At 62.1% G+C, this 20,859-nt stretch carries 21 protein-coding genes and 2 pseudogenes; 6 read left to right on the forward strand and 17 right to left on the reverse strand.

Annotated elements, in window-relative coordinates:
- Positions 1–28: 28 nt before the first annotated feature.
- From CK227_RS32120 to dgoD, 3 genes are read right to left on the reverse strand one after another with little or no spacing between them, the layout of a single operon-like run.
- Positions 29–1,012, reverse strand: coding sequence for a substrate-binding domain-containing protein (locus CK227_RS32120; RefSeq protein ID WP_095775525.1), 984 nt, complete (start codon positions 1,010–1,012; stop codon positions 29–31).
- A 22-nt stretch (positions 1,013–1,034) separates the two neighbouring features.
- Entirely contained in the window at positions 1,035–1,811 is a 777-nt protein-coding gene (locus CK227_RS32125) for an SDR family oxidoreductase (protein ID WP_095775526.1), read from the reverse strand.
- Between the two features lie 5 nt (positions 1,812–1,816).
- On the reverse strand, positions 1,817–2,989 hold the full coding sequence (gene dgoD, locus CK227_RS32130) for a galactonate dehydratase (RefSeq protein ID WP_095775527.1): 1,173 nt from the start codon (positions 2,987–2,989) through the stop codon (positions 1,817–1,819).
- An 85-nt stretch (positions 2,990–3,074) separates the two neighbouring features.
- Here dgoD and CK227_RS37565 point away from each other — a divergent pair.
- Positions 3,075–3,212, forward strand: a pseudogene (locus tag CK227_RS37565) (glycerol-3-phosphate ABC transporter ATP-binding protein); the annotation flags it as partial.
- A 20-nt stretch (positions 3,213–3,232) separates the two neighbouring features.
- Positions 3,233–3,538, forward strand: coding sequence for a hypothetical protein (locus tag CK227_RS36465; RefSeq protein ID WP_142886957.1), 306 nt, complete (start codon positions 3,233–3,235; stop codon positions 3,536–3,538).
- Positions 3,539–3,596: 58 nt separating this feature from the next.
- Here the strand turns inward: CK227_RS36465 and ccoS are convergent.
- From ccoS to ccoN, 8 genes and pseudogenes are all read right to left on the reverse strand, one after another.
- Positions 3,597–3,737, reverse strand: a pseudogene (ccoS, locus tag CK227_RS32140) (cbb3-type cytochrome oxidase assembly protein CcoS); the annotation flags it as partial.
- A complete protein-coding gene (locus CK227_RS32145; protein WP_095775530.1) occupies positions 3,734–6,025 on the reverse strand; it encodes a cation-translocating P-type ATPase in 2,292 nt (763 codons plus the stop codon). The pseudogene ccoS and the gene CK227_RS32145, both read right to left, overlap by 4 nt.
- Complete coding sequence (locus CK227_RS32150; RefSeq protein WP_095775531.1) at positions 6,022–6,519, reverse strand: FixH family protein; 498 nt, start codon at positions 6,517–6,519, stop codon at positions 6,022–6,024. The genes CK227_RS32145 and CK227_RS32150 overlap by 4 nt, the downstream gene beginning before the upstream one ends.
- Complete coding sequence (gene ccoG / locus CK227_RS32155) at positions 6,516–8,075, reverse strand: cytochrome c oxidase accessory protein CcoG (RefSeq protein ID WP_095775532.1); 1,560 nt, start codon at positions 8,073–8,075, stop codon at positions 6,516–6,518. Before ccoG ends, CK227_RS32150 begins: the two co-directional genes overlap by 4 nt.
- Before the next feature lie 193 nt (positions 8,076–8,268).
- Positions 8,269–9,132: a cytochrome-c oxidase, cbb3-type subunit III gene (gene ccoP, locus CK227_RS32160; RefSeq protein WP_095775533.1), complete on the reverse strand. Its 864-nt coding sequence runs from the start codon at positions 9,130–9,132 to the stop codon at positions 8,269–8,271.
- Positions 9,133–9,134: 2 nt separating this feature from the next.
- Complete coding sequence (locus tag CK227_RS32165) at positions 9,135–9,284, reverse strand: CcoQ/FixQ family Cbb3-type cytochrome c oxidase assembly chaperone (RefSeq protein WP_019860163.1); 150 nt, start codon at positions 9,282–9,284, stop codon at positions 9,135–9,137.
- Between the two features lie 12 nt (positions 9,285–9,296).
- Positions 9,297–10,028 carry a cytochrome-c oxidase, cbb3-type subunit II gene (ccoO, locus tag CK227_RS32170; protein ID WP_095775534.1) on the reverse strand — a complete coding sequence of 244 codons (732 nt, stop codon included), beginning with the start codon at positions 10,026–10,028 and terminating at the stop codon, positions 9,297–9,299.
- 9 nt (positions 10,029–10,037) lie between these two features.
- Entirely contained in the window at positions 10,038–11,648 is a 1,611-nt protein-coding gene (ccoN, locus tag CK227_RS32175; RefSeq protein ID WP_095775535.1) for a cytochrome-c oxidase, cbb3-type subunit I, read from the reverse strand.
- A gap of 242 nt (positions 11,649–11,890) precedes the next feature.
- On the opposite strand from ccoN, the gene CK227_RS32180 reads away from it, so the two are divergent.
- Complete coding sequence (locus tag CK227_RS32180) at positions 11,891–12,301, forward strand: hemerythrin domain-containing protein (protein WP_095775559.1); 411 nt, start codon at positions 11,891–11,893, stop codon at positions 12,299–12,301.
- A 2-nt stretch (positions 12,302–12,303) separates the two neighbouring features.
- On the opposite strand, the gene CK227_RS32185 is transcribed toward CK227_RS32180, so the two are convergent.
- Entirely contained in the window at positions 12,304–13,032 is a 729-nt protein-coding gene (locus tag CK227_RS32185; RefSeq protein WP_179296555.1) for a Crp/Fnr family transcriptional regulator, read from the reverse strand.
- A 157-nt stretch (positions 13,033–13,189) separates the two neighbouring features.
- On the opposite strand from CK227_RS32185, the gene hemN reads away from it, so the two are divergent.
- Positions 13,190–14,539, forward strand: coding sequence for an oxygen-independent coproporphyrinogen III oxidase (gene hemN, locus CK227_RS32190; protein WP_095775537.1), 1,350 nt, complete (start codon positions 13,190–13,192; stop codon positions 14,537–14,539).
- Positions 14,540–14,551: 12 nt separating this feature from the next.
- On the opposite strand, the gene CK227_RS32195 is transcribed toward hemN, so the two are convergent.
- From CK227_RS32195 to CK227_RS32210, 4 genes are all read right to left on the reverse strand, one after another.
- On the reverse strand, positions 14,552–14,983 hold the full coding sequence (locus tag CK227_RS32195; protein ID WP_095775538.1) for a potassium channel family protein: 432 nt from the start codon (positions 14,981–14,983) through the stop codon (positions 14,552–14,554).
- Between the two features lie 167 nt (positions 14,984–15,150).
- A complete protein-coding gene (locus CK227_RS32200; protein ID WP_095775539.1) occupies positions 15,151–15,489 on the reverse strand; it encodes a DUF779 domain-containing protein in 339 nt (112 codons plus the stop codon).
- A gap of 67 nt (positions 15,490–15,556) precedes the next feature.
- Positions 15,557–17,074, reverse strand: coding sequence for an aldehyde dehydrogenase (adh, locus tag CK227_RS32205; RefSeq protein WP_095775540.1), 1,518 nt, complete (start codon positions 17,072–17,074; stop codon positions 15,557–15,559).
- 144 nt (positions 17,075–17,218) lie between these two features.
- Positions 17,219–18,181: a helix-turn-helix domain-containing protein gene (locus CK227_RS32210; RefSeq protein WP_095775541.1), complete on the reverse strand. Its 963-nt coding sequence runs from the start codon at positions 18,179–18,181 to the stop codon at positions 17,219–17,221.
- 606 nt (positions 18,182–18,787) lie between these two features.
- On the opposite strand from CK227_RS32210, the gene CK227_RS32215 reads away from it, so the two are divergent.
- Both CK227_RS32215 and CK227_RS32220 read left to right on the forward strand, forming a co-directional pair.
- Positions 18,788–19,747, forward strand: a complete 960-nt coding sequence (locus CK227_RS32215; RefSeq protein ID WP_095775542.1) for an aldo/keto reductase — start codon at positions 18,788–18,790, stop codon at positions 19,745–19,747.
- A gap of 96 nt (positions 19,748–19,843) precedes the next feature.
- Positions 19,844–20,536, forward strand: a complete 693-nt coding sequence (locus CK227_RS32220) for a class I SAM-dependent methyltransferase (RefSeq protein WP_095775543.1) — start codon at positions 19,844–19,846, stop codon at positions 20,534–20,536.
- 54 nt (positions 20,537–20,590) lie between these two features.
- On the opposite strand, the gene CK227_RS32225 is transcribed toward CK227_RS32220, so the two are convergent.
- The gene (locus CK227_RS32225) at positions 20,591–20,857 is read right to left on the reverse strand and encodes an acyl carrier protein (RefSeq protein WP_095775544.1); all 267 of its coding nucleotides are present in this window, start codon (positions 20,855–20,857) and stop codon (positions 20,591–20,593) included.
- Positions 20,858–20,859 lie beyond the last annotated feature (2 nt).

Here is a 20,859-nt window from a genome sequence, read left to right on the forward strand (position 1 = left end):
CCCTGGGGACGCATGACGCAGGTTCGGCTCAGTGGCAGAGCTTGGCCTTGTAGTCCGATGCAAAATTGCCGGCGGTGATGTATTCCGGGTCGGTGAAGGACTGAACGGGCAGCTTCGTTCCGTCCTTGATCGAGGCCAGCAGGATCTTCACCGCCAGCGCGCCATGGTTTGCCGAATTGAGCCACATCGTACCACGGAATGCCGAAGGCTTTCCCGATCCGAAGGCTTCGCAGGCGCGGCTGCCGTCAATGCCGATGCCCATGCCTTGGTCCGGGGCATAGCCGGCGTTTTCCAGCGCTCGCGCCGCTCCCAGCACGCCGTCATCATTGCAGGAATAGAAGATCCAGTTGGTGACGCCGGGATTGGCCGTCAAAGTGGTGGTCATGACGTCGATGGCGTTGACCATCGTGTTGTCATAGGGGACGCGAAGGATATTTGCCGGCTTGAAATCGGGCGCCGCCTTCAGGAACGCTTCCTCGGCACCCTTGTTGCGCTGCATGCAGGTGTCGGCCTTGCGGTCCTCGATCGAGGCGATACGCACCTCCTTGCCGGCCCAGCCATCGGCCTTGTAGAGCTTGGCCAGTTCCTCGCCCACCCGCGCACCGATATTGTAGGCATTCATGCCGACATAGGGGACCTGGGTGCCGTCCTGGTAGTAGATATCGTCATCGACCGCCACCAGGGGGATCTTCGCCGCCTTCGCCTTCTCGGCGATGACCGGTCCCAGCGCCTTGTCGGGAACGACGATGGCGATGCCCTTGACGCCGTCGCCGACCATTGTGTCGAAGGTGGTGATCGTCAGATTGGAGTCGAACTGGACGTCTTGCGACACGAAGGCGGCGCCGGCCGCTTCAGCCGCTTTCTTGGCGCCGCCGACTTCGGCGACGAACCATGGATGCTCGCCCATCTTGTTGATGTAGCCGATCTTGATGTCGTCGGCGCTTGCCGCGCCGGCCATCAGTCCGGCAGCCAGTAGCGCCAATGTTGCCAGAGCCTTTGTCGTCGTTTTCATGTGGATCCTCCCTGCTTGGTTGTCAGTCGTGGTAGAGAACCGAGCGTCCACCATCGATGATGATCGTCTCGGCATTGATGAACGGCGCCTCGTCCGAAGCGAGGAAAACCGCCGTCATCGCAACTTCGTCCGGCCGGCCAATGCGCTTGGGCGGATGAAGGTCGTAGGCCCGCCGCTTCTCCTCGGCTGGGTCTGGAAACGTGTTCCAATAGGCTTCCGCGATCGGCGTCTCGATGTAGCCGGGGGCGATCGCATTCACGCGAATGCCGCGCGCCGCATATTCGATGGCGAGCGAGCGGGTCAGCCCGACAAGCGCATGCTTGGCGACCGGATAGGGGAATGTGTGGGGAATGATCTTGAAGGCGTGGCAGCTGGCTATGTTGATGATCGATCCCGACCCGTTCGCCAGCATCGTCGGCAACACCGCCTTGGCGCAGAACCATGCGGCCTCAAGGTCCAGCCTGAGACAGCGGTCCCATTCCTGGTCCTGCATCGACAAGGGTTCGTAAAAGACGTTGGCGCCGGCATTGTTGACGAGCACGTTGACGCTGCCATAGGCCGCGATCGTCTTCGCCACCATGTCGGCCACTGCCGCTGTGTCGGTGACGTCGGTTTCGACGAAAAGGGCGTCGGCGCCTTTGGCACGCAATTCGTCGGCGATCGCCTTGCCGGTTGCCGCATTCAGCTCGGCAATCACGGTCTTTGCTCCCTGCACCGCAAAGGCCCGCGCGGTGGCGGCGCCAATGCCCTGGCCGGCCCCGGTGACGATTGCAATCTTTCCCTGAAGCCTGCCTGTCATGGCGCTCACCAATCGACCACGGTGCCGTCGGGCATGACGGCGTTGCGCGCATGCAGCACTTCCTGCTTGAAGGGGTGTCGCGCAATGACATCTTCATTCACAGTGACGCCAAGGCCCGGCAGATCGGGCACGTCCCAGCGGCCGGGTTTGCGATCGATCGGCCAGGTGACGACGTCGTCGTACCAGGCGACCGCGCCCGACATCTCCTCCTGGATGATGACGTTCGGCGTCGATATGCCGAAGTGAAGTGCTGCGACGCCGGCGATCGGGCCGAGCGGGTTGTGCGGCGCAAGGCCGATGCCGGCGGTTTCGGCCAGCGCCGCGATCTTCTTGGTCTCGAGCAGACCGCCAGTATGGCAGATATCGGGCTGGGCAATGTTGAACGCACGCGCCGCGATCGATTGCGTGAACTCGCGGCGCCCGATCAGCCGCTCACCGGATGCGATGGGGACCGCCGATCGCGCGGTGATATGCGCCAGGCCGGCGACATCTTCGGGCGGCACCGGCTCTTCGGCGAACATGATGCGGGCCGGTTCGATCGCCTTGAGATAGTCCATCGCCGCGTTGACGGAGGCCGGGCGCCCGTGAAAGTCGACCATGATGTCGATGTCGGGACCGACGGCCTCGCGCAGCGCGCCAACCATGTCGGCAACGGAATCGACCGCCTTCGCCGGCGAGACATAGTGGGTGTAGGGAATGCAGACGACCTTGACCGCGTCGTAGCCGGCCTGCGTGACGATGCGTCCGCGCTCGACGATCGTGTCCGCCGACCCGCTCTCATAGACCGCCTTCATGTCGCCGAGGCCGAGATGCGTATAGGTGCGCAGATAGTCGCGGACCTGGCCGCCGAGAAGCCGCCAGACCGGAACGCCCAGCGACTTGCCCAGAATGTCCCAGAGCGCGATCTCGATGCCGCTCACGGCCGACATTCCCTCGACGCCAAGACGCCAGAAACCGTGGCGCGTCAGGATCTGGTAGCACTGCTCCACATTGCGCGGATCCTGCCCGATGAGCAGTGCCTCGAGATCCTGAAGCGCGCCAACGACGGCACGCGTCTTCCATTCCAGCGTTGCCTCGCCCCAGCCAAACAGACCGGGCTCATCGGTTTCGACCCGAACGAAAACCCAGTTGCGCATTTCCGCATTGCAGACGAGCGCCTTGATGGCCGTAATTTTCATGGATGCTCCCAGGTGCGTCGTCTTTTTAAAAGTTATTATGTATGATTTATTATGAATCATATGAGCAAGTCAAGCGCGGCATCGGGCGATGATGCTCGCCGACCGCTTCGTGGTGCCGAACAAAGGCCGCATCGAACAGATCGGAACGCCCTCCGAACTCTAAGAGAACCCGGCCAATCTGTTCGTTGCGAGCTTCATAGGATCGCCGGAAATGAACATCATCAGGGCCATGTCGAGAGTGGCGTGTTCATCGCCGGACAAGGCCTGCGCCTGCCACTGCCGAAGGAGGCAGGGATAGGGAACAGGCAAGGCGTGGTTTACGGGATTCGCCCCCAGCACATCGCTGTCGGTGGCAGTCACGCAAAGGCGAGGGTCCAAGTGGTCGAGCCACCGGAAGCCCAGGAAATCACCCTAACTGCTGATGGCGTCGACCTGATGGCCGAAATCCGGGAACAGCCACTGTTCAGACCGGATCAAGAGGTGAATCTGGAGATTGTCGTGCACAAGGTGCATCTGTTCGACGCCCAGAGCGGCATCAGGATAAACTAGGGGCGCTTGTTCTCTCGATACTGTCCACCTTCGCCAAGGCGATGCGCCCGCTCGGCGGCTCATCCCCATCGATGAGAATGCGCTCCGCCGCTCCATCAAGATCCTCATACTGGCCGCTTCTCAGGGCCCACAGAAAGCCGCTCAGTCCAAGCGCTCCGAGGAAGAGGGCCACGGGGATGAGATAGACGAGCGTCGTCATGGCTGTTGGACCAACATGCCTGGGCGTCCGCGCCGGTCGCGCGAAGCGCGTTCAGGCGATGCGCTTTTCGTGAAACCTTGCAGCCGCATGGCGTTTCCGATCACCAGCAGCGACGAGGCGGACATGGCGATCGCTGCGATGAGCGGCGTCACGTGCCCCGATATGGCGATCGGCACCGCGAACGCGTTGTAGACAATGGCAATGGCGATGTTCTGTCGAATGAGCCGGCCTGCCTTTCGCGAGATATCCAAGGCCAAGGGCACCGCCAGAAGGCTTTCGCGCAGGAAGACGAAATCGGCGGCATTGCGACCGACATCGGCCGCTGTGGCCGGGGCCATCGAGACATGCGCCGCGCCGAGCGCCGGCGTATCGTTCAGTCCGTCGCCTACCATCAGCACCTTGTGGCCTTCCCTGGACAGCGCCTCGATCCACTCGACCTTGCCGGACGGGAGCAGGGCCGGAACGAAGTCCTCGATCCCCAAGGTCTTGGCGACGTCGCGACAGGCGTTGGCGGTGTCGCCGGACAACATCTGGACCGACATTCCGGCATCCTGCAATTGCCCGACCGCCGCCTTTGCGTCGGCGCGCGCGGCGTCTTCGAAGGCAAAGGTGGCGACGATGATCCCGTTCTTCGAAAGCACTGTCCCGCCATAGCCGCCATATTTGCCTTCGCCGCCGGTCCGCGCCTTCCATCCAGCCCATCCGCGCCGGCCGAGGCGCCAGGTGTTGCCTTCGGTGACGGCTTCCATGCCGAAGCCTGGGTGTTCGCCGACGGACTGGAGCCCGGGTTGGCTGGAAGAGCCCGCGAAACCGGCTATGGCCTTCGAGAATGGATGGCGCGACTGCGCGGCCATGTCGGCCGCGATCGCCAGCATGGCCGGGTCGATGGACGGCCCATTGATCAGCCTTGGCTGTCCGAGCGTGAGGGTCCCGGTCTTGTCGAACAGCACCGTATCGATCGCCGCCAGTCGTTCCATGGCCGAACCGTCCTTGACCATGACGCCGGCCTCGAAAAGACGCCGCGCCGCGACGACCTGCACGATCGGCACGGCCAGGCCGAGCGCGCATGGGCAGGTGATGATGAGAACGGCAATCGCGATCGTCATTGCCAGATGCCAGTCGCCCGAAGCGATCATCCATCCAAGGAACGTCAGCAAGGCAGCGAGATGGACCACCGGAGCGTAGAGCGCCGACACACGGTCGGCGATCCTGCGGTAGTGCGAGCGGCCGCCCTCCGCGGCTTCCATGAGCCGGACCATTTCGGCCAGGAAAGAATCCTTCGCCGCGGCCGTCGCCTGCATGGTCAGCGGGCCGGTGAGATTGAGCGTGCCTGCCTGAACCTGGGCTCCCGCTCCCACGGTCCGGGGCGTGCTTTCCCCGGATACCAGTGAACAATCGAGATCCGAAATACCGCTGAGGATATTGCCGTCGACCGGAATTCGCTCACCGGCGGCGATGTGCAGCGCCATGCCCGGTTCGATCTCGCCGACCGGCAGGTAATCGCGCACGCCATCGCCGCGCAGCACGATGGCGCCGCGCGCCGCCAGCCGCGACAGGCCATTCACGGCGGTGCGGGCCCGTTCGCGCATGACGTGGTCCAGCGTGCGGCCGATCAGGAGGAAGAACAGCAGCGAAACGGAGGCGTCGAAATAGGCGTGGTCGCCATGATTGATGGTTTCGTAGAGGCTCATAGCATAGGCAAGCGACACGCCGACCGCAATCGGGACGTCCATGTTCATGCGCCCGTGGCGCAAGGCATTCCAGGCCGAGCGGAAATAGATGCCGCCGGCAAAGGCCAGGGCGGGGATGGCGATCAGCGCCGAGACCCAGTGGAACAGGTCGCGGGTCGCGCCTTCGGCGCCGGACCAGACCGAGACCGACAGCAGCATGATGTTGCCGGCGGCAAAACCCGCGACCGCGACCGCCCGGATCAGTTCCGAAAGCGTCTTGTCCTTGTTGCCGGTCTCCGGATCGAAGAGATGCGCTTGGTAGCCCAGCCGCCCAAGCGTTGCGAAAAATGGCGGAGCCTCGTCGCCACGCCACTGGACCGAAACTCGTCTGGTCGACAGGTTGACGCGAGCGCTCTCGACGCGATTGAGCTTTCCCAATGCCGTCTCGATCGTCTGGATGCAGGCCGCGCAGTGGACTGTCGGTACCGACAGATCGGTCTGGCAAAGGTTGTCGCCGATCGATCGGCTTGCCAGCCTGATCTCCTGGCTGGACGGCAGGACCGATGGGGCGCGGGCCAGATCCAGCGTCATTTCAGCGCCAGGTGCACAACAGCTCATTTCATCGCCCCATGGGAAATCATGATCCTGCGGACGTCACGATAGGCTTTGTCCAGACCGGCATCGGCGTCGACTTCGACGATCCAGACCCCGTCCTTCGGCGTATGCTGCGCGGCGAAGTCCTGGCCCGAGGCGAGGGCGAGCGTGATGGCCTTATCCTCCTTCTCATAGGCGGGGTGGCGAAACAGCACCTTGACGCCATGCAAGGCGACCGGCTTGCCGCCGGCATCGGTAAGGCTATAGCGAACCTCACCCGCCGCGATGGTCAGTTTGCCGGTCCAGCCGAGGGCCGCCTGCGCGCGCCCCTCCTCGGCTTTCTTGTTGAATTGCTGGCTCGCCACATAGGTGTTCTCGACCACCAGGCCGGTCCAGCTTGTGCTGGCGAGCGTCGCCATGGTCAGATTGACCGCGATGACCACGCCGAAAAAGGCAAGGACGGTGGCCAGCATGTGCCTGCCGGTGAATTCGCGGGATTTTTGCGCCTTGGCGGTCATCTGGCGATCTCCGGTGCGTTGAAGGTGGCGGTGTATTCGTCGGACTCGAAGCTCGCTCTGTCCTCGGCCCGGAACTTGAAGGTCTGTGCCGTACCCTGGATCTGGCCCGCCGGCTGGCGTACGAAGACCTTGAGCATCTTCAGCCGGTCGGGTTCGACCGAGATGGGAACGGAGCGACCTGCCGGCTGATCGATGCCGACCACGCTCATCTCTGCTCCTTCCAAGCCCTGAAGGGTGACGACGATGGTCCTGGGCTCGGGGATCATGTTGAGCAGCTTGACGGTGTAGCCGTTGCGGATGGAGCCGTCGGACAGGGTGACGAACTGCGGATTGCGGTCGTGCAGCACGTTCACTTCGAGCCGGTCGCGCGTCAGCAGCGAATACAGCAGGCCCAGGCCGATCAGCGACCACAGGCCCATGTAGACATAGGTGCGTGGCCGAAAGATCTTGCGAATGTGGAAATGGGCCACCTTGTCGGAGAACAGGCCGTCAGCGGTTCGGACCAGCGAAGGATTGACTGAACCCGAGCCCCCGGCGGTCGCCAGCATCATGTTGGCGTTGTAGTCGGAGAGCGTCGCGTAGGAGATCAACCCATGGTCCCTGCCGAGTTTGTCCATGACGCTGTCGCAAGCGTCGATGCAGAGCGCGCAGGTGATGCATTCGAGCTGCTGGCCGTCGCGGATGTCGATCCCCATCGGGCAGACCGCGACGCAGGCATTGCAGTCGACGCAGTCGCCGACAGGCTGCCCCGCGGCGAGCACCTTCTTGGCGTGGCGCGAGCGCGGTTCGCCGCGCCAGTCATTGTAGGTGACGGTGAGGGAGGTCTCGTCGAGCATGGCCGCCTGTATGCGCGGCCACGGGCACATATAGGTGCAGACCTGCTCGCGCATCAGCCCGCCGAACGTATAGGTCGTCGCCGTCAGTACGGCGACGGTGATGTAGGCGATGGGAGCCGCCGCGCCGGTGAAGAGTTCGCCGGCTAGCGTCGGCGCATCGGCGAAATAGAAGATCCAGGCGCCGCCGGTGGCCGCGCCTATGACCAGCCAGATGGCGTGTTTCGAGACCCGCAGCACGAGCTTGCGTGCGGTCCAGGGTCCGGCATCGAGCTTCATGCGAGCGTTGCGGTCGCCCTCGATGGCGCGCTCGACGACCAGAAACAGATCGACCCAAACGGTCTGCGGGCACGTATAGCCGCACCAGGCGCGCCCGACCGTCGACGTGATCAGGAAGAGGCCGACGCCGGCCATGACCAGCAGGCCGGCCACATAGTAGAATTCCTGCGGCCATATTTCGATGAAGAAGAAGTAGAAGCGCCGATTGGCGACATCGAGCAGTACGGCCTGGTCCGGGGCAAACGGGCCGCGATCCCATCGCAACCACGGCGTCAGGTAGTAAATGCCGAGCGTGATCGCCATCACGAGCCATTTGAACTGGCGAAAGCTGCCCGATGCACGCTTGGGGAAAACCTTCTTGCGCGCAGCATACAATGGCTGGCGCACTTTGGCGGAGTTGACCGCCTCAGCTTCGAGCCGTTCTATCTGCGTATTGTCCAGCACCGGTCTCTCCCGTCATGCAGCTTGTAATTTCGCCTTGTGGCGGCGCGAAATGCAGCGTCGACCGGGACCTTGCCTCCGACTGGATCGCGCCGCGTTGATGCAGGTCAATCGTCGGCACCGCAAATCAGTCGAGGCCCGGCAGGGCCGGGCCTCGTCGCCTGGACGGAGAGGGCAGGAGAATAGGCCCCCGTTGCTATTCTCCACCGCCAAGCGAATGCACGTAGACTGCGAGCTCCTTGACCTTGGTCTCGCCGAGACGGTCAATCCAGGCTGGCATCACGCCGTGTTTCGGCGTGCGGACCTGGGCGGCGACTGCTGCTTCGCCAGACCCGTAGAGCCAGATGGCATCGGTCAGATCGGGAGCGCCGAACTCCCTGTTGCCTTTCGCGTTGGCGCCATGACAGGCCACGCAGTTTTCCGCGAAGACCTTGGCGCCGGGCTCGATCAGACTTGCGTCCTGGACCTTGCCGGAGAGGCTCGCCACGTAGGCGCTGACCTGTGTGATCTGCTCGGGCGTGATGATGTCGCCAAAGGCCGGCATCTCGGAGATGCGCGTATCCGGGTCGGACGCGAAGCGGATGCCGTGCGTGATCGTCTGCTGGACCTGGTCGGCCTTGCCGCCCCACAGCCAGTCGTCGTCATTGAGGTTGGGAAAGCCCTTGGACCCCTGTGCGCCCGAGCCATGACACTGAACGCAATTGACCTTGAATGTGGCTCCGCCGGCCGCGACCGCGAATTCACGCAGAGCATCGTCGGCGGCAATCTCGGATACGGTCTTCGATTGAATTGCCGCGACATACTTGCCCTTCGCAAGTTCGGCCGCCGCCAGCTCGTTCTTGACGTCATTTCGGCTCGAATAGCCGAGCAGCCCACTCGTCGCGGAGGACAGCATCGGCCATGCCGGATAGGCGATGGTGTAGCCGATCGCCCAGGCGATGGTGATGTAGAAGGTTATCACCCACCACCGGGGAAGAGGGTTGTTGAGTTCCCTGATGCCGTCCCACTCATGGCCGGTCGTCGAGATGCCCGACACGTCGTCGATATGCTCTGTGCTCATGATCAGTCATCCTTGAGGGGAATGCGGGCGGCTTCATCGGCCTGGCTGCGGCCGCCCGGCCGAAGTGCGAAGGCAATGCACCCGACAAAAAAGAGCGCCATGGCCAGCAAGCCCCAGCTGTCGGCGAATTCCCGCATCAGATTGTAGTCCATGGGTCGTGCTCCTCAGCGGTAACCGGCGGCTTCGTCGTAGTGTTTGAAATCGACCAGCGTGCCGAGCATCTGCAGATAGGCGACAAGCGCGTCCATCTCGGTGACCTGCTGCGGATTGCCGTCGAGATCTCCGACCTTCGCTTTCGGATAGCGGGCCAGGAGGCCGGACGTGTCGGCGTTGGGATCGGCCTGCGCCATCAAGTCGGCGTTGGCGTGCGCGATCATGTCGTCGGAGTAGGGGACGCCAACACGCCTGTTCGCAACCAGATGCGTCGAGAAGTCCTTCACCTGGATTGGCGTGTCCTTCAGGAACGCGTATTTCGGCATGATCGATTCCGGCACCACCGAGCGCGGATCGCTGAGATGCTGGACGTGCCAATCGTTCGAGTAGCGGTCGCCGACCCGGGCAAGGTCGGGGCCGGTGCGTTTCGAGCCCCACTGGAAGGGGTGATCGTACATCGACTCGGCAGCCAGGCTGTAGTGACCATAGCGCTCGACCTCGTCCCGGAATGGCCTGATCATCTGGCTGTGGCAGAGGTAGCAGCCCTCACGCACATAGATGTTGCGGCCGGCGAGTTCGAGCGGCGAATAAGGCCGCATGCCTTCGACCTTCTCGATCGTATTGTCGAGATAGAAGAGCGGGGCGATCTCGACGATGCCGCCGACCGTCACCACCAGAAGGGAACCAACGAGAAGAAGCGTGGCGTTCTTCTCGATGATCGCGTGTCTGTCCATCAAGCCCATTTCTGGCTCCTATTGTGCAGGCTGGAGGGCGGGAACAGAGCCCGGTAACGGTTGCTCCTGGCGCTGGTGGCCGAGGATCGTCATGGTGATGTTCCAGGCCATGATCAGGGCGCCGGACAGGTACATGGCTCCGCCGACGGCGCGCATGATGTAGTAGGGATGCATGGCGGCGACGGTCTCGGCGAAGGAGTAGACCAGGAAGCCCTGCTCGTCGTATTCGCGCCACATCAGGCCCTGCATGATGCCGGACACCCACATGACCGCGGCGTAGACGACGATGCCGAGCGTCGCCAGCCAGAAGTGCCAGGTGACCAGCCGCAGCGAATAGAGGCGTTCGCGGTTCCACAGCTTCGGTACCATGTAGTAGATCGCGCCAAACGAGATCATGCCGACCCAGCCGAGGGCGCCGGAATGGACGTGGCCGATGGTCCAGTCGGTGTAGTGGCTGAGCGAATTGACCGACTTGATCGACATCATCGGGCCTTCGAAGGTCGACATGCCGTAGAAGGCGATGGCGATCACCATCATGCGGATGATCGGGTCGGTGCGGATCTTGTCCCATGCACCGGACAGCGTCATCAGGCCGTTGATCATCCCGCCCCAGGACGGCATCCAGAGCATGATCGAGAACACCATGCCGAGCGTCTGCGCCCAATCGGGCAGGGCGGTATAGTGGAGATGGTGGGGGCCAGCCCAGATATAGAGGAAGATCAGGGCCCAGAAGTGGATGATCGAAAGGCGATAGGAGTAGACCGGGCGGTTGGCCTGCTTGGGCACGAAGTAATACATCATGCCGAGGAAGCCGGCCGTCAGGAAGAAGCCGACCGCATTGTGGCCGTACCACCATTGCGTCAGCGCATCCTGGACACCGGAAAATGCGGAGTAGCTCTTCGAGCCCAGGAAGGAGGCCGGCATCGACAGGTTGTTGACCACGTGCAGCATCGCGATGGTCACGATGAACGAGAGGTAGAACCAGTTGGCGACGTAGATATGCGGCTCCTTGCGCTTCAGGATAGTGCCGAGGAACAGGAGGAGATAGGCGACCCAGACGATGGTCAGCCAGATGTCGACATACCATTCAGGCTCGGCATATTCACGGGATTCGGTGATGCCGAGCAGATAGCCGGTGGCCGCCATGACGATGAAAAGCTGATACCCCCAGAACACGAACCAGGCGAGATTGCCGCCGAAAAGTCGGGCGCGGCAGGTGCGCTGCACCACATACAGGGACGTGCAAAGCAGAGCGTTGCCGCCGAAGGCAAAAACGACGCCGGATGTGTGCAGCGGCCGCAAACGCCCGAAATTGAACCAGGGCTGGATGTTGAGATCCGGGTAGGCAAGCTGCAGCGCGATGATCACGCCGACAAGCATGCCGACCACGCCCCAGAACATGGTGGCGATGGCGCCGTAGCGGATCGGCCCGTCCATATAGGCGGACGGATCGATCGGAGCCGCCGGCGCGAAACTGGTCTTGCGCAGAAGAACAGCGACAAAGCCCAGCAGCACGATGAACAGCACCCACATATGCTGGCGGAAAGGCTCATCCACGCCAAAGCCGGCGGCCACCAGGGCCGCGAATGCAAACAGGCTTAGAGCCACAGTTTCAGTGCCGAATTTCATGACATGTCCCCGACCTCGGATTCCGTGCGCGGAAAGCAAATCCGCAGCGGCACAATTCCTCAGCCGGGTTGCCGGTGCCTTGATCCAGGTCAAAGCCCACCGCGTTATCATTGGGCAGCGTAAGCCTTGCAAAAGACCGGAGGCTGACATTGGACTCGGAGAAAGTGCGAGGACCGTCGCTGTTTGAAAACCGCCGTGAAATCGCCACGCTGGCCGGGCGGGAGGCCGTCCCGACCGCGGTGATGCGGCGTGCGCATGACGAGAAACTCCGCCTTTGCGATGCTCTGGAACAAATCGCGGACGCTCTGCCAGGTGTTGATCGGATGATATGCCTCAGCACAGCCAACTCGATCGTGCCGCTTCTGCGCAGCATCCATCAGTACGAAGAGGCCATCATTTTTCCGGCTTACGAGGAGGCGGTGGTCGGCAGCGAGGCGAACCTTGCCTCGACCCGACGATTGCGGGCCGAGCATGTGGAAGACGAATGCTTTGCCGGTGAGGTGACTGAAATCCTGCTGGCCATCGGACATGGAGAGACAGTCGAGAATCCCGAAGCCATCGGGTTCATGTTGCGCGGCCTGTTCGAGAATTTGCGCCGGCACATCGCGTTTGAACGCGAGCACGTGCTGCCGATGATCGGGATCGCTGATTGAGGTCAGGCGCCGGAGCGACTGGCCAAGCGGTTAAGGCTGGTCACCGTCACATGTCGATTGTTCTCGATCCGGATCAGCCCGTCTGTCCGCAGCCGGGTCAACTGGCGGCTCACCGTCTCGATCGTCAGGCCGAGGAAATCGGCGATGTCGGCGCGTGTGAGCGGCAGCTCGAAGCTCGTCGCGTTGATGGCCGGATCGCGCGTGGGATCGATGTTTCTGGCAATCATCACCAGGAAGCTCGCCACTTTTTCCGCGGCCGTCTTGCGCCCCAGCGTCACCATCCAGTCGCGTGCTTCGTCAAGCTCGTTCAATGTCTGCCTGAGCAGGCGATGCTCGAGCTCTGGCGATTCCCTCATCATTCTCTCGATGGACGCTCTTGGAAACGAGCACAGGGAGACGGCCGTTGTCGCTTCGGCGTTGATAGCGCTTTCCACCTTGAATGGCCGCCCCAGAAAATCGGGAGCAAACTGAAGCCCGACAATCTGTTGGCGCCCGTCCGAAAGGCTTTTCGTCAGCTTCACCACGCCGGAAAGCACGTTGGAATAGCTGTCGACGGTCTCGGCGTCGCCAATCAGCTCCACGCCCGGTTCAATGGTGTGCTTTGACGAAAGCTTGGCGAGTCCGACCAATTGATCGGGGTCGAGCGCACCGCACACGCCGCGATGCCGCGCCTCGCATGATTGGCAAAGCACGGGAATGCCGGCGCTATGAACATCTTGACGTACTGTCATCACGATCGTCCGAGGACCCTCAGTATCGGCAAGATAAGTGTCGGCCATTGAAAAAGCCTTGTGACAGTTTGTCCGGTGCAAAGGCTTTGACCGAAATCAAGGCATTGGCGCGCGGTTGCGGCCATTGCCTTGACCTTGCAAACACAGAGGAAGCGACATGCAACCGGAAGTGGCCGCCAGGCTTGGCGAAAATGTACCGCGGTACACGAGCTATCCGACAGCGCCTCATTTCCACCCGGGGGTTGATGCGGCTGTCTGTCGGACTTGGCTCGAAGCGCTCGAAAGCGATGACGAGATATCGCTCTATCTGCATATTCCCTACTGCGACAAGCTGTGCTGGTTCTGCGCATGCCACACCAAGCAGACCCGGCACTATCAGCCGGTGGCGACCTTTCTGCACTCCTTGCATAGGGAGATCGAGACGGTTGGCCGCCTCGTGCGCGGCAAGGGCCGGGTGCGCGCCATCCATTTCGGCGGCGGCTCGCCGACGATGCTGAATCCCGAGGACATCCTGTCGCTTGGAAAAGCGCTGCGGGATCGTTTCGATGTGCTCGACGATGCCAGCCTCAGTGTCGAAATCGATCCGAGCGACATGGACGAGGCCCGGCTCGACGCCCTGTCCGCGATCGGCATGGCGAGGGCGAGCCTAGGCGTTCAGGATTTCGATCCCAAGGTGCAGAAAGCCATCAATCGCGAGCAAACCTTCCTGCTGACCAAGAGCGTGGTGGACGCCGTGCGGGCGCGTGGCGTGAATTCGGTGAACCTCGACCTGCTCTACGGACTGCCGCACCAGACCCTCGAGAGTGTTGCTCGCACCGTCGCCCAGGCGTTGACGCTGCAGCCCGACAGGCTGGCGCTGTTCGGCTACGCGCATGTGCCTTGGTTCAAGAAACATCAAACGATGATCGACGAAGCATGGCTCCCCGATTCCGCCGGACGGTTGGCGCAATCGCAGCTCGCCGCCCGGCTGATCGTGGACGCCGGATACGAGGCCCTGGGGCTGGACCATTTCGCCAAGCCGAACGATACGCTCGCCATCTCGGCTCGCACCGGCAAGATCCGCCGCAATTTCCAGGGCTATACAGAGGACAATTGCGAGACGCTGATTGGGCTCGGGCCTTCCGCGATCAGCCGATACCGCCAGGGCTACGCCCAGAACATCGTCGCAACCGGCGCATACGAGAAGGCCGTGGATTCCGGACAGCTGGCAGTGGCGCGCGGCATCGAGCTCAGCGTCGACGATCTGGCGAGAGGCTGGATCATCGAGCGTCTGATGTGCCATTTCGCCTTCTCGGCGATCGAACTGGTCGAGCGCTTCGGCGACGTCGGCCAGAGTCTCCTGGCCATGGCAAGTCGACTTGCGATCAGCGGCGGCGGGCTGCTGCTTCGGCTCGACGGCGAAAACTTCGTCGTGCCGAAGGACAGCCGCCCGCTTGTCAGGACGGTGGCAGCGAAGTTCGACAAGTACCTCGAAGCCGGCACAGCCAGGCATTCAGTGGCGGTCTGAGCGCCAGTCCGGTCAGAAGTGCTCGCCAACCCTGAACGGGCCGATGCGCGTTCCGGCAGCGACCAGGTAGGCGGTTGACCAGCCGATGAGCAGAAATCCGTTCACGCCCTCGAGCGCCGCCAGCACGCGCCAGCCATGGGCGGGAACCACGTCGCCATATCCGACCGTCGAAAAGGTAATGGTGGAAAAATAGAGCGCGGTCTCGAAGTCCGGCAAGACGCCGAGTTCAAGATACACGCCGGCCCACAGCCACACCTCGGCTGTGATAACGGCAAAGAGCCCCATGACGACGCTGATCATCGCGACCACCCGGCTGCGACGGCCGTGCATGCGGAAGCGAGCCACGAGGTGCGCCATGGCGTGGGTAATCGCGATGAGACCGAAGGTATGGATGAGGACCGTCAGGCTGATGACGATCGTGCCGGCGAACAGATTTATGACCATATGCTGATCGTAGCGGCGCAGCGGCGCTTTGCATTGTGCAAGATCAAACCGATGGAGGATGAGAACCGAAGCACGCGCTTCTTGCAGCCTGTCGGTTGTCCACGCGTCTGTTTTTCTGGTGCGTTCCTTTCACTGGGACAAAGGGCAAGCAGCCCGATGCACCGACATCACATCTGGACGGCGCAGATCGTCGACCGCGTCAGGAACCGCTTCTCACGACCATTGTCGAGCGAGAACATGCCGCCGCGGCCAGGCACCACGTCGATGATCAGATCGGTGTGCTTCCAGGCCTCGAATTGCGACGCGCCGATGTAGAAGGGTACGTCTTCGATGTGGCCGAGCAGTACATCGTGGTCGCCGACGATGAAGCCGGCGCGCGGATAGCACATGGGCGAAGAGCCGTCGCAGCAGCCGCCGGATTGGTGGAAAAGCACCGGCCCATGCTCGGCAACGATCTCCGCGACCAGTTCGAGGGCGGCCGGCGTCGCCGTGACCTTTGCGTGCATGGTCTTTCCGATCTCCAGTCTTGGGCGCGGCCCCTCGCGGAGCCGCGCCTGTGCGACAAACAGCCGATCAGAAGAAGCCGAGCTTCTTCGGGCTATAGCTGACCAGCATGTTCTTGGTCTGCTGATAATGGTCGAGCATCATCTTGTGCGTCTCGCGGCCGATGCCGGACTGCTTGTAGCCGCCGAAGGCCGCATGCGCGGGATAGGCGTGGTAGCAGTTGGTCCAGACGCGGCCGGCCTGGATCGCGCGGCCGAAGCGATAGGCGCGGTTGCCGTCACGTGTCCAGACGCCGGCGCCGAGCCCGTAGAGCGTATCGTTGGCAATGCTGAGCGCTTCGTCGTCGTCCTTGAAGGTCGTGACCGAAACCACCGGTCCGAAAATCTCCTCCTGGAAGATGCGCATCTTGTTGTGGCCCCTGAACACGGTCGGCTTGACGTAATAGCCGCCCGCTAGGTCGCCAGGCAGAACATTGCGGGCGCCGCCGGTCAGCACCTCGGCGCCTTCCTGGCGGCCGATGTCGATGTAGGACAGGATCTTTTCAAGCTGCTCGGACGAAGCCTGGGCGCCAATCATCGTCGCCGGGTCGAGCGGATCGCCCTGCACGATCGCTTCGACGCGCTTGAGGGCACGTTCCATGAACCTGTCGTAGATCGATTCATGGATGAGCGCGCGGCTCGGGCAGGTGCAGACCTCCCCCTGGTTCAGCGCGAACATCACGAAGCCTTCGATGGCCTTGTCGAAGAAATCGTCGTCCTCGGCGACGACGTCCTTGAAGAAGATGTTGGGCGACTTGCCGCCCAGCTCCAGCGTGACGGGGATGAGGTTCTGGCTGGCATACTGCATGATCAGCCGGCCCGTCGTGGTCTCGCCGGTAAAGGCGATCTTGGCGATGCGCGGCGACGACGCGAGCGGCTTGCCGGCCTCGAGGCCGAAGCCGTTGACGATGTTGAGCACGCCTGGCGGCAGCAGATCGCCGATAAGATCGGCCCAGAGCAGGATGGCGGCCGGTGTCTGCTCGGCGGGCTTCAGCACGACGCAGTTGCCGGCCGCAAGCGCGGGCGCGAGCTTCCAGCATGCCATCAGCAGCGGGAAGTTCCAGGGAATGATCTGGCCGACCACGCCGAGCGGCTCGTGGAAATGATAGGCGACCGTGTCGTCGTCGATCTGCGAAAGGCTGCCTTCCTGGCCGCGCACGGCGCCAGCGAAATACCGGAAATGGTCGATGGCCAGAGGCAGGTCGGCCGCGGTCGTTTCTCGGATCGGCTTGCCGTTGTCCCAGGTTTCGGCGCAGGCGAGCAGATCGAGGTTCTCCTCCATGCGGTCGGCGATGCGGTTGAGGATAAGCGACCGCTCTGCCACGCTGGTGCGTCCCCACGCGTCCTTGGCGGCATGGGCCGCATCCAGGGCCGCCTCGATGTCCTGGGCATCCGAGCGCGCCACCTCGCACAGCAGCTGGCCGTTCACCGGGGAGTGGTTCTCGAAGTAGCGGCCGGAGCGGGGTTCGGTCCATTTGCCGCCGATGAAATTGCCGTAGCGCTTGTCGAAAGGCGCCTTGACCGGGCGTGAGAATTCAACCTTGTTCATGTGTCTTCCTCCCAAAGCTGACGTCGCGGGATGCGACGCTTCGGAAGAGAGTTGCGATTTAGGCCGCCAATGTCACCGCCCCGGAGACAGCGGGCGGGCGGGATGTGTCGCAGAATTGCGACAGCCGTATGAGGTTTCGAATGGTCAGTGCGACCTGTGGACGTCCAGGCGGTTGAGCTTGCGGTGAAGCGTCGCGCGGCTGATGCCCAGCGCCTGGGCCGCGGCGGAGACATTTCCGTCCGCCCGCGCGAGCGCCCGCTGCAGAACACCGCGCTCTGCCTCGGCAAGCACTTCGGGGCCGGCCCAGCCGAGCAGATCGGCCGCCGGCATCGGCTTGTCCAGGCACTGCTGGGTGATTCCAAGCGCAAGGCGAGCCGACCGGGTCGCGCCGACCACCAAATCGTCTGTATCCACGGCGATCAGTGCGCCGGAGCCTTTGTCGGCCACCTGCGCCAGCAGAATGCGGGCCTTGGGGAATGCCATTTTGAAGTTCTCTGCCTCGATCCGACGCACCGCGTCGATAACGGCTAGCGAAATAAGGTTGGCAAAAGCTTCGGTCAGGTCAGCGCGGCAGGACGACACGTCGAGCGCGGCCACCAGATCTCCCTGGTGGTCGTAGATCGGAGCGGTGGTGCAACTGAGCCCCGTATTGCGCGTATGAAAATGCTGGTCGCGGTGGATCGTCAGCGCGCGCTGTTCGACCAGGCAGGTGCCGATACCGTTGGTGCCCTCGCTTTGCTCGTTCCAGACGGAGCCAGTCCACAAACCCCAGGAATGAAACGTTTCGTCATCCACAGGCGCGCCGCGCCGTTCGACGGGCACGCCATCACGATCGGCGAGGAGGACGCAGCATCCGACGCCGCCCACCGCGAGATAGAGCCGGTCCAGACTCGATTGGGCAGCCCGGACGAGTGGTTCGATACGTTGGCGGGCCTGCCCCAGCTCCGTCTCCGTGAGGTAGCGTGGGGAACGGCAGTCGGTTGGATCGAGCCGGTGCAAATTGGAAGACCGTCGCCAGGACGCGACCAGCGCGGATTTCGCCGCCGCGTCCGAAGCGATCGCGGCCTGAATGCGGTCGGCATGATGACCGGATAGGTCCTCGCCCATGCTTCCTCCCAAAACCAGTCTTTCCTTCAGCCCCCGGACCATCGCTGCTTCAAGACAAGGTAGCGCTGGTGCCATGCCAGGTTCGGCTTTCAATCACGACACTGTCAATTCGACAGAAGAATCAGAGGCGGAGTCATCGAACTGCGATATCCGGCCAAGCCATAGCCCTCCTCGGCGAGAACATTCTTTGCTCCCAGGCGCCCTTCAGCTGGTTCAAAATCTAGCACAATGAACCGGGGCTTCCTTGATCGAGAGCAAAGATCTGCTCACTATGGCCCGGTCGCTGAAATCGCCGCCAAGGCATACAGATAACAACCTCGCGAACGTCCCGGCCCACGAAAAAATCCATAAAATCAAAATTATAAATATACCGTCCGGCCCGCCACTATCTTTCTGTGGGAATTTTTACCTGACTAAGAATCCGTTTCTGTTCTGCATGCAGTCACCGTGATCACGATCCGAGACGCGCAGATATGCTATTTAATGCCACCTTTTGCACTGGCGCGGGCTCATGGCTTTCTTTCTTGTCTATTGACAGAAAGACAAAAAGATCATTCGACTGAGACAGCGGCGGCTTGATGCCGGTATCAAAAACGAGGCTTTGCCATGAAGCTGGTCTTTGTCGAAGCTATTGGCAGCAAGGTTTCAAGTATCGGCTTTGGCTGCGCTTCGCTTGGCTCTCGTATCGGAGTTCGCAAGGGCATCGAGACCTTGGAACGCGCCTACGAAGCAGGGGTGACCTGGTACGACGTAGCGCCTTCGTACGGCGACGGCATGGCTGAATCGATCTGGGGTGAATTTGCGTCCAGGAAACGGGATAGCGTCTGCGTCTGCACCAAGGTTGGCATGCGTCCGCCGAAGACCTCCGCCACCATGCGACTGCTGAAGCCGTTGTCGCGGATCGCTGTTGCGACGGTTCCGGCGCTTAAGCAGCATGCTTCAAGAGTGCGCCCCACGCCTTTTAAGGTGCCGCTGTCCGCGGCGTTGATAAGATCCAGTGTCGAGGAAAGCCTGAGGCGTCTTCGCACGGATTATGTCGATGTCCTCGCACTGCATCGTCCGACCGCCGAAGAGCTTGTTCGCGAGGATATCATCCGGGCCGTGGAGCGCGTGATTCAGGACGGGAAGGCCCGGGCCATCTCGGTCGCGGGAGACCTCGAGGCCGGAATGACGGCTCTCCAGGAATCGCTGCCTTATCGGTTCGTGCAGATTGCCAATACCCCGCTGGAGTCAAACCTCGCCAAGTTGAAGGCGCGCGTTCACCGGCACAGAACGTTCGTAACGCACGGGACATTCTCGGGCCTCAATCGAATCGTCGCGAAATTCAATGCGCGCAAGGGAATACTGGTCGCTCTTGGTGACCTCGGATACCGCGGCAGTCCCACTGAAATTGCTATCGCATTTCTCGCCGATTACGCATTCGCAACGAATTCGGCCGGCGTCACCCTGGTCTCCATGCTCAAGAAGGAACACCTCGATTTCAATCTGCGGCGATTGAAGAACGATCTAACACCCGAGCGCCTGAATGCCGTCATTGCCGCGCTCGACATGGGTGTCAAAGACTGATCGGCTGGCAGCTTGCCGGGGTTCTCCAACCACAGGTTTGACTGGCGCAGGAATGCCGAACAGCTATACTGGAAACATTAAGCCAGCGGGTTCGCCATGAGCAAAGAGTTCAGTGTCGCCGACGCCTATGGCACGGGCCGCGCCATTTTCATGGGACTTGAGTTGCTCGTCGCGCCCGGTGCGCTCGTCCCCCGGCCAGAGACGGAATTGCTGGGCAGGACGGCCCTTGGTGTTTTGCATCAAATGAACCTGCCGGCGCCGCGCATCGTCGACATGTGCTGTGGCACTGGCAATCTGGCGTGTGCCATCGCCCACCACATTCCCACCGCACGTGTCTGGGCGAGCGACCTCACCGATGGATGCGTCGACGTGGCACGCCGTAACGCCGCCCATCACGGCATGGCTGACCGCGTTTCGGTGCTTCAGGGCGATTTGTTCGACGCTCTCTCGGGCCTTGGGCTCGACGGAACGATCGACATTATCGTCTGCAATCCGCCCTACATTTCGGAAAAGCGGCTTGAGGGTGACCGCGCGCATCTGGTCGAACTCGAGCCGCGCGAAGCGTTCGCGGCCGGCCCGTACGGCCTGAGCATCCATATGCGGGTGGTGAAGGACGCGCCACGATACTTGCGGCCTGGCGGCACCCTGCTCTTCGAGGTCGGCCTTGGCCAGGACCGGCAGGTGATGGGACTGCTGGAGCGCGGCAAGGCATACGAGAACATCCGCGCTGTGTCGAACGAAGCGGGCGAGGGCCGGGTGGTTCTGGGACAAGCCAAGTCGCAGGCATGAGCGTGCGGAAACCCAGAGCAATTGCGCGAACCGGTCTGGGCTTTACGCCGGCAATCAATTCATCTTGCGGATGATGTATTGCTCGATCCCTTGAATGGAATCGAGGTTTTCAGGCAAGAGCTCGCTGTCTTCGACGATGATGCCAAAGGTCTCCTCTATGAAGCCTATAATCTCAAGCACTCCCGTCGAGTCGACGATGCCCTGGTCGAGCAAGGACGTGTCGCTCATCAATGCCTTCACGTCGCTCACGTAGAAATTCGAAACCAAGAAACTGCGGATCTGCTCGCTGTAGGTTCCGGTGCGGTCTTTGATCGTCAACATGA

Source organism: Mesorhizobium sp. WSM4308, from assembly GCF_002294905.1.
Taxonomy (GTDB): domain Bacteria; phylum Pseudomonadota; class Alphaproteobacteria; order Rhizobiales; family Rhizobiaceae; genus Mesorhizobium.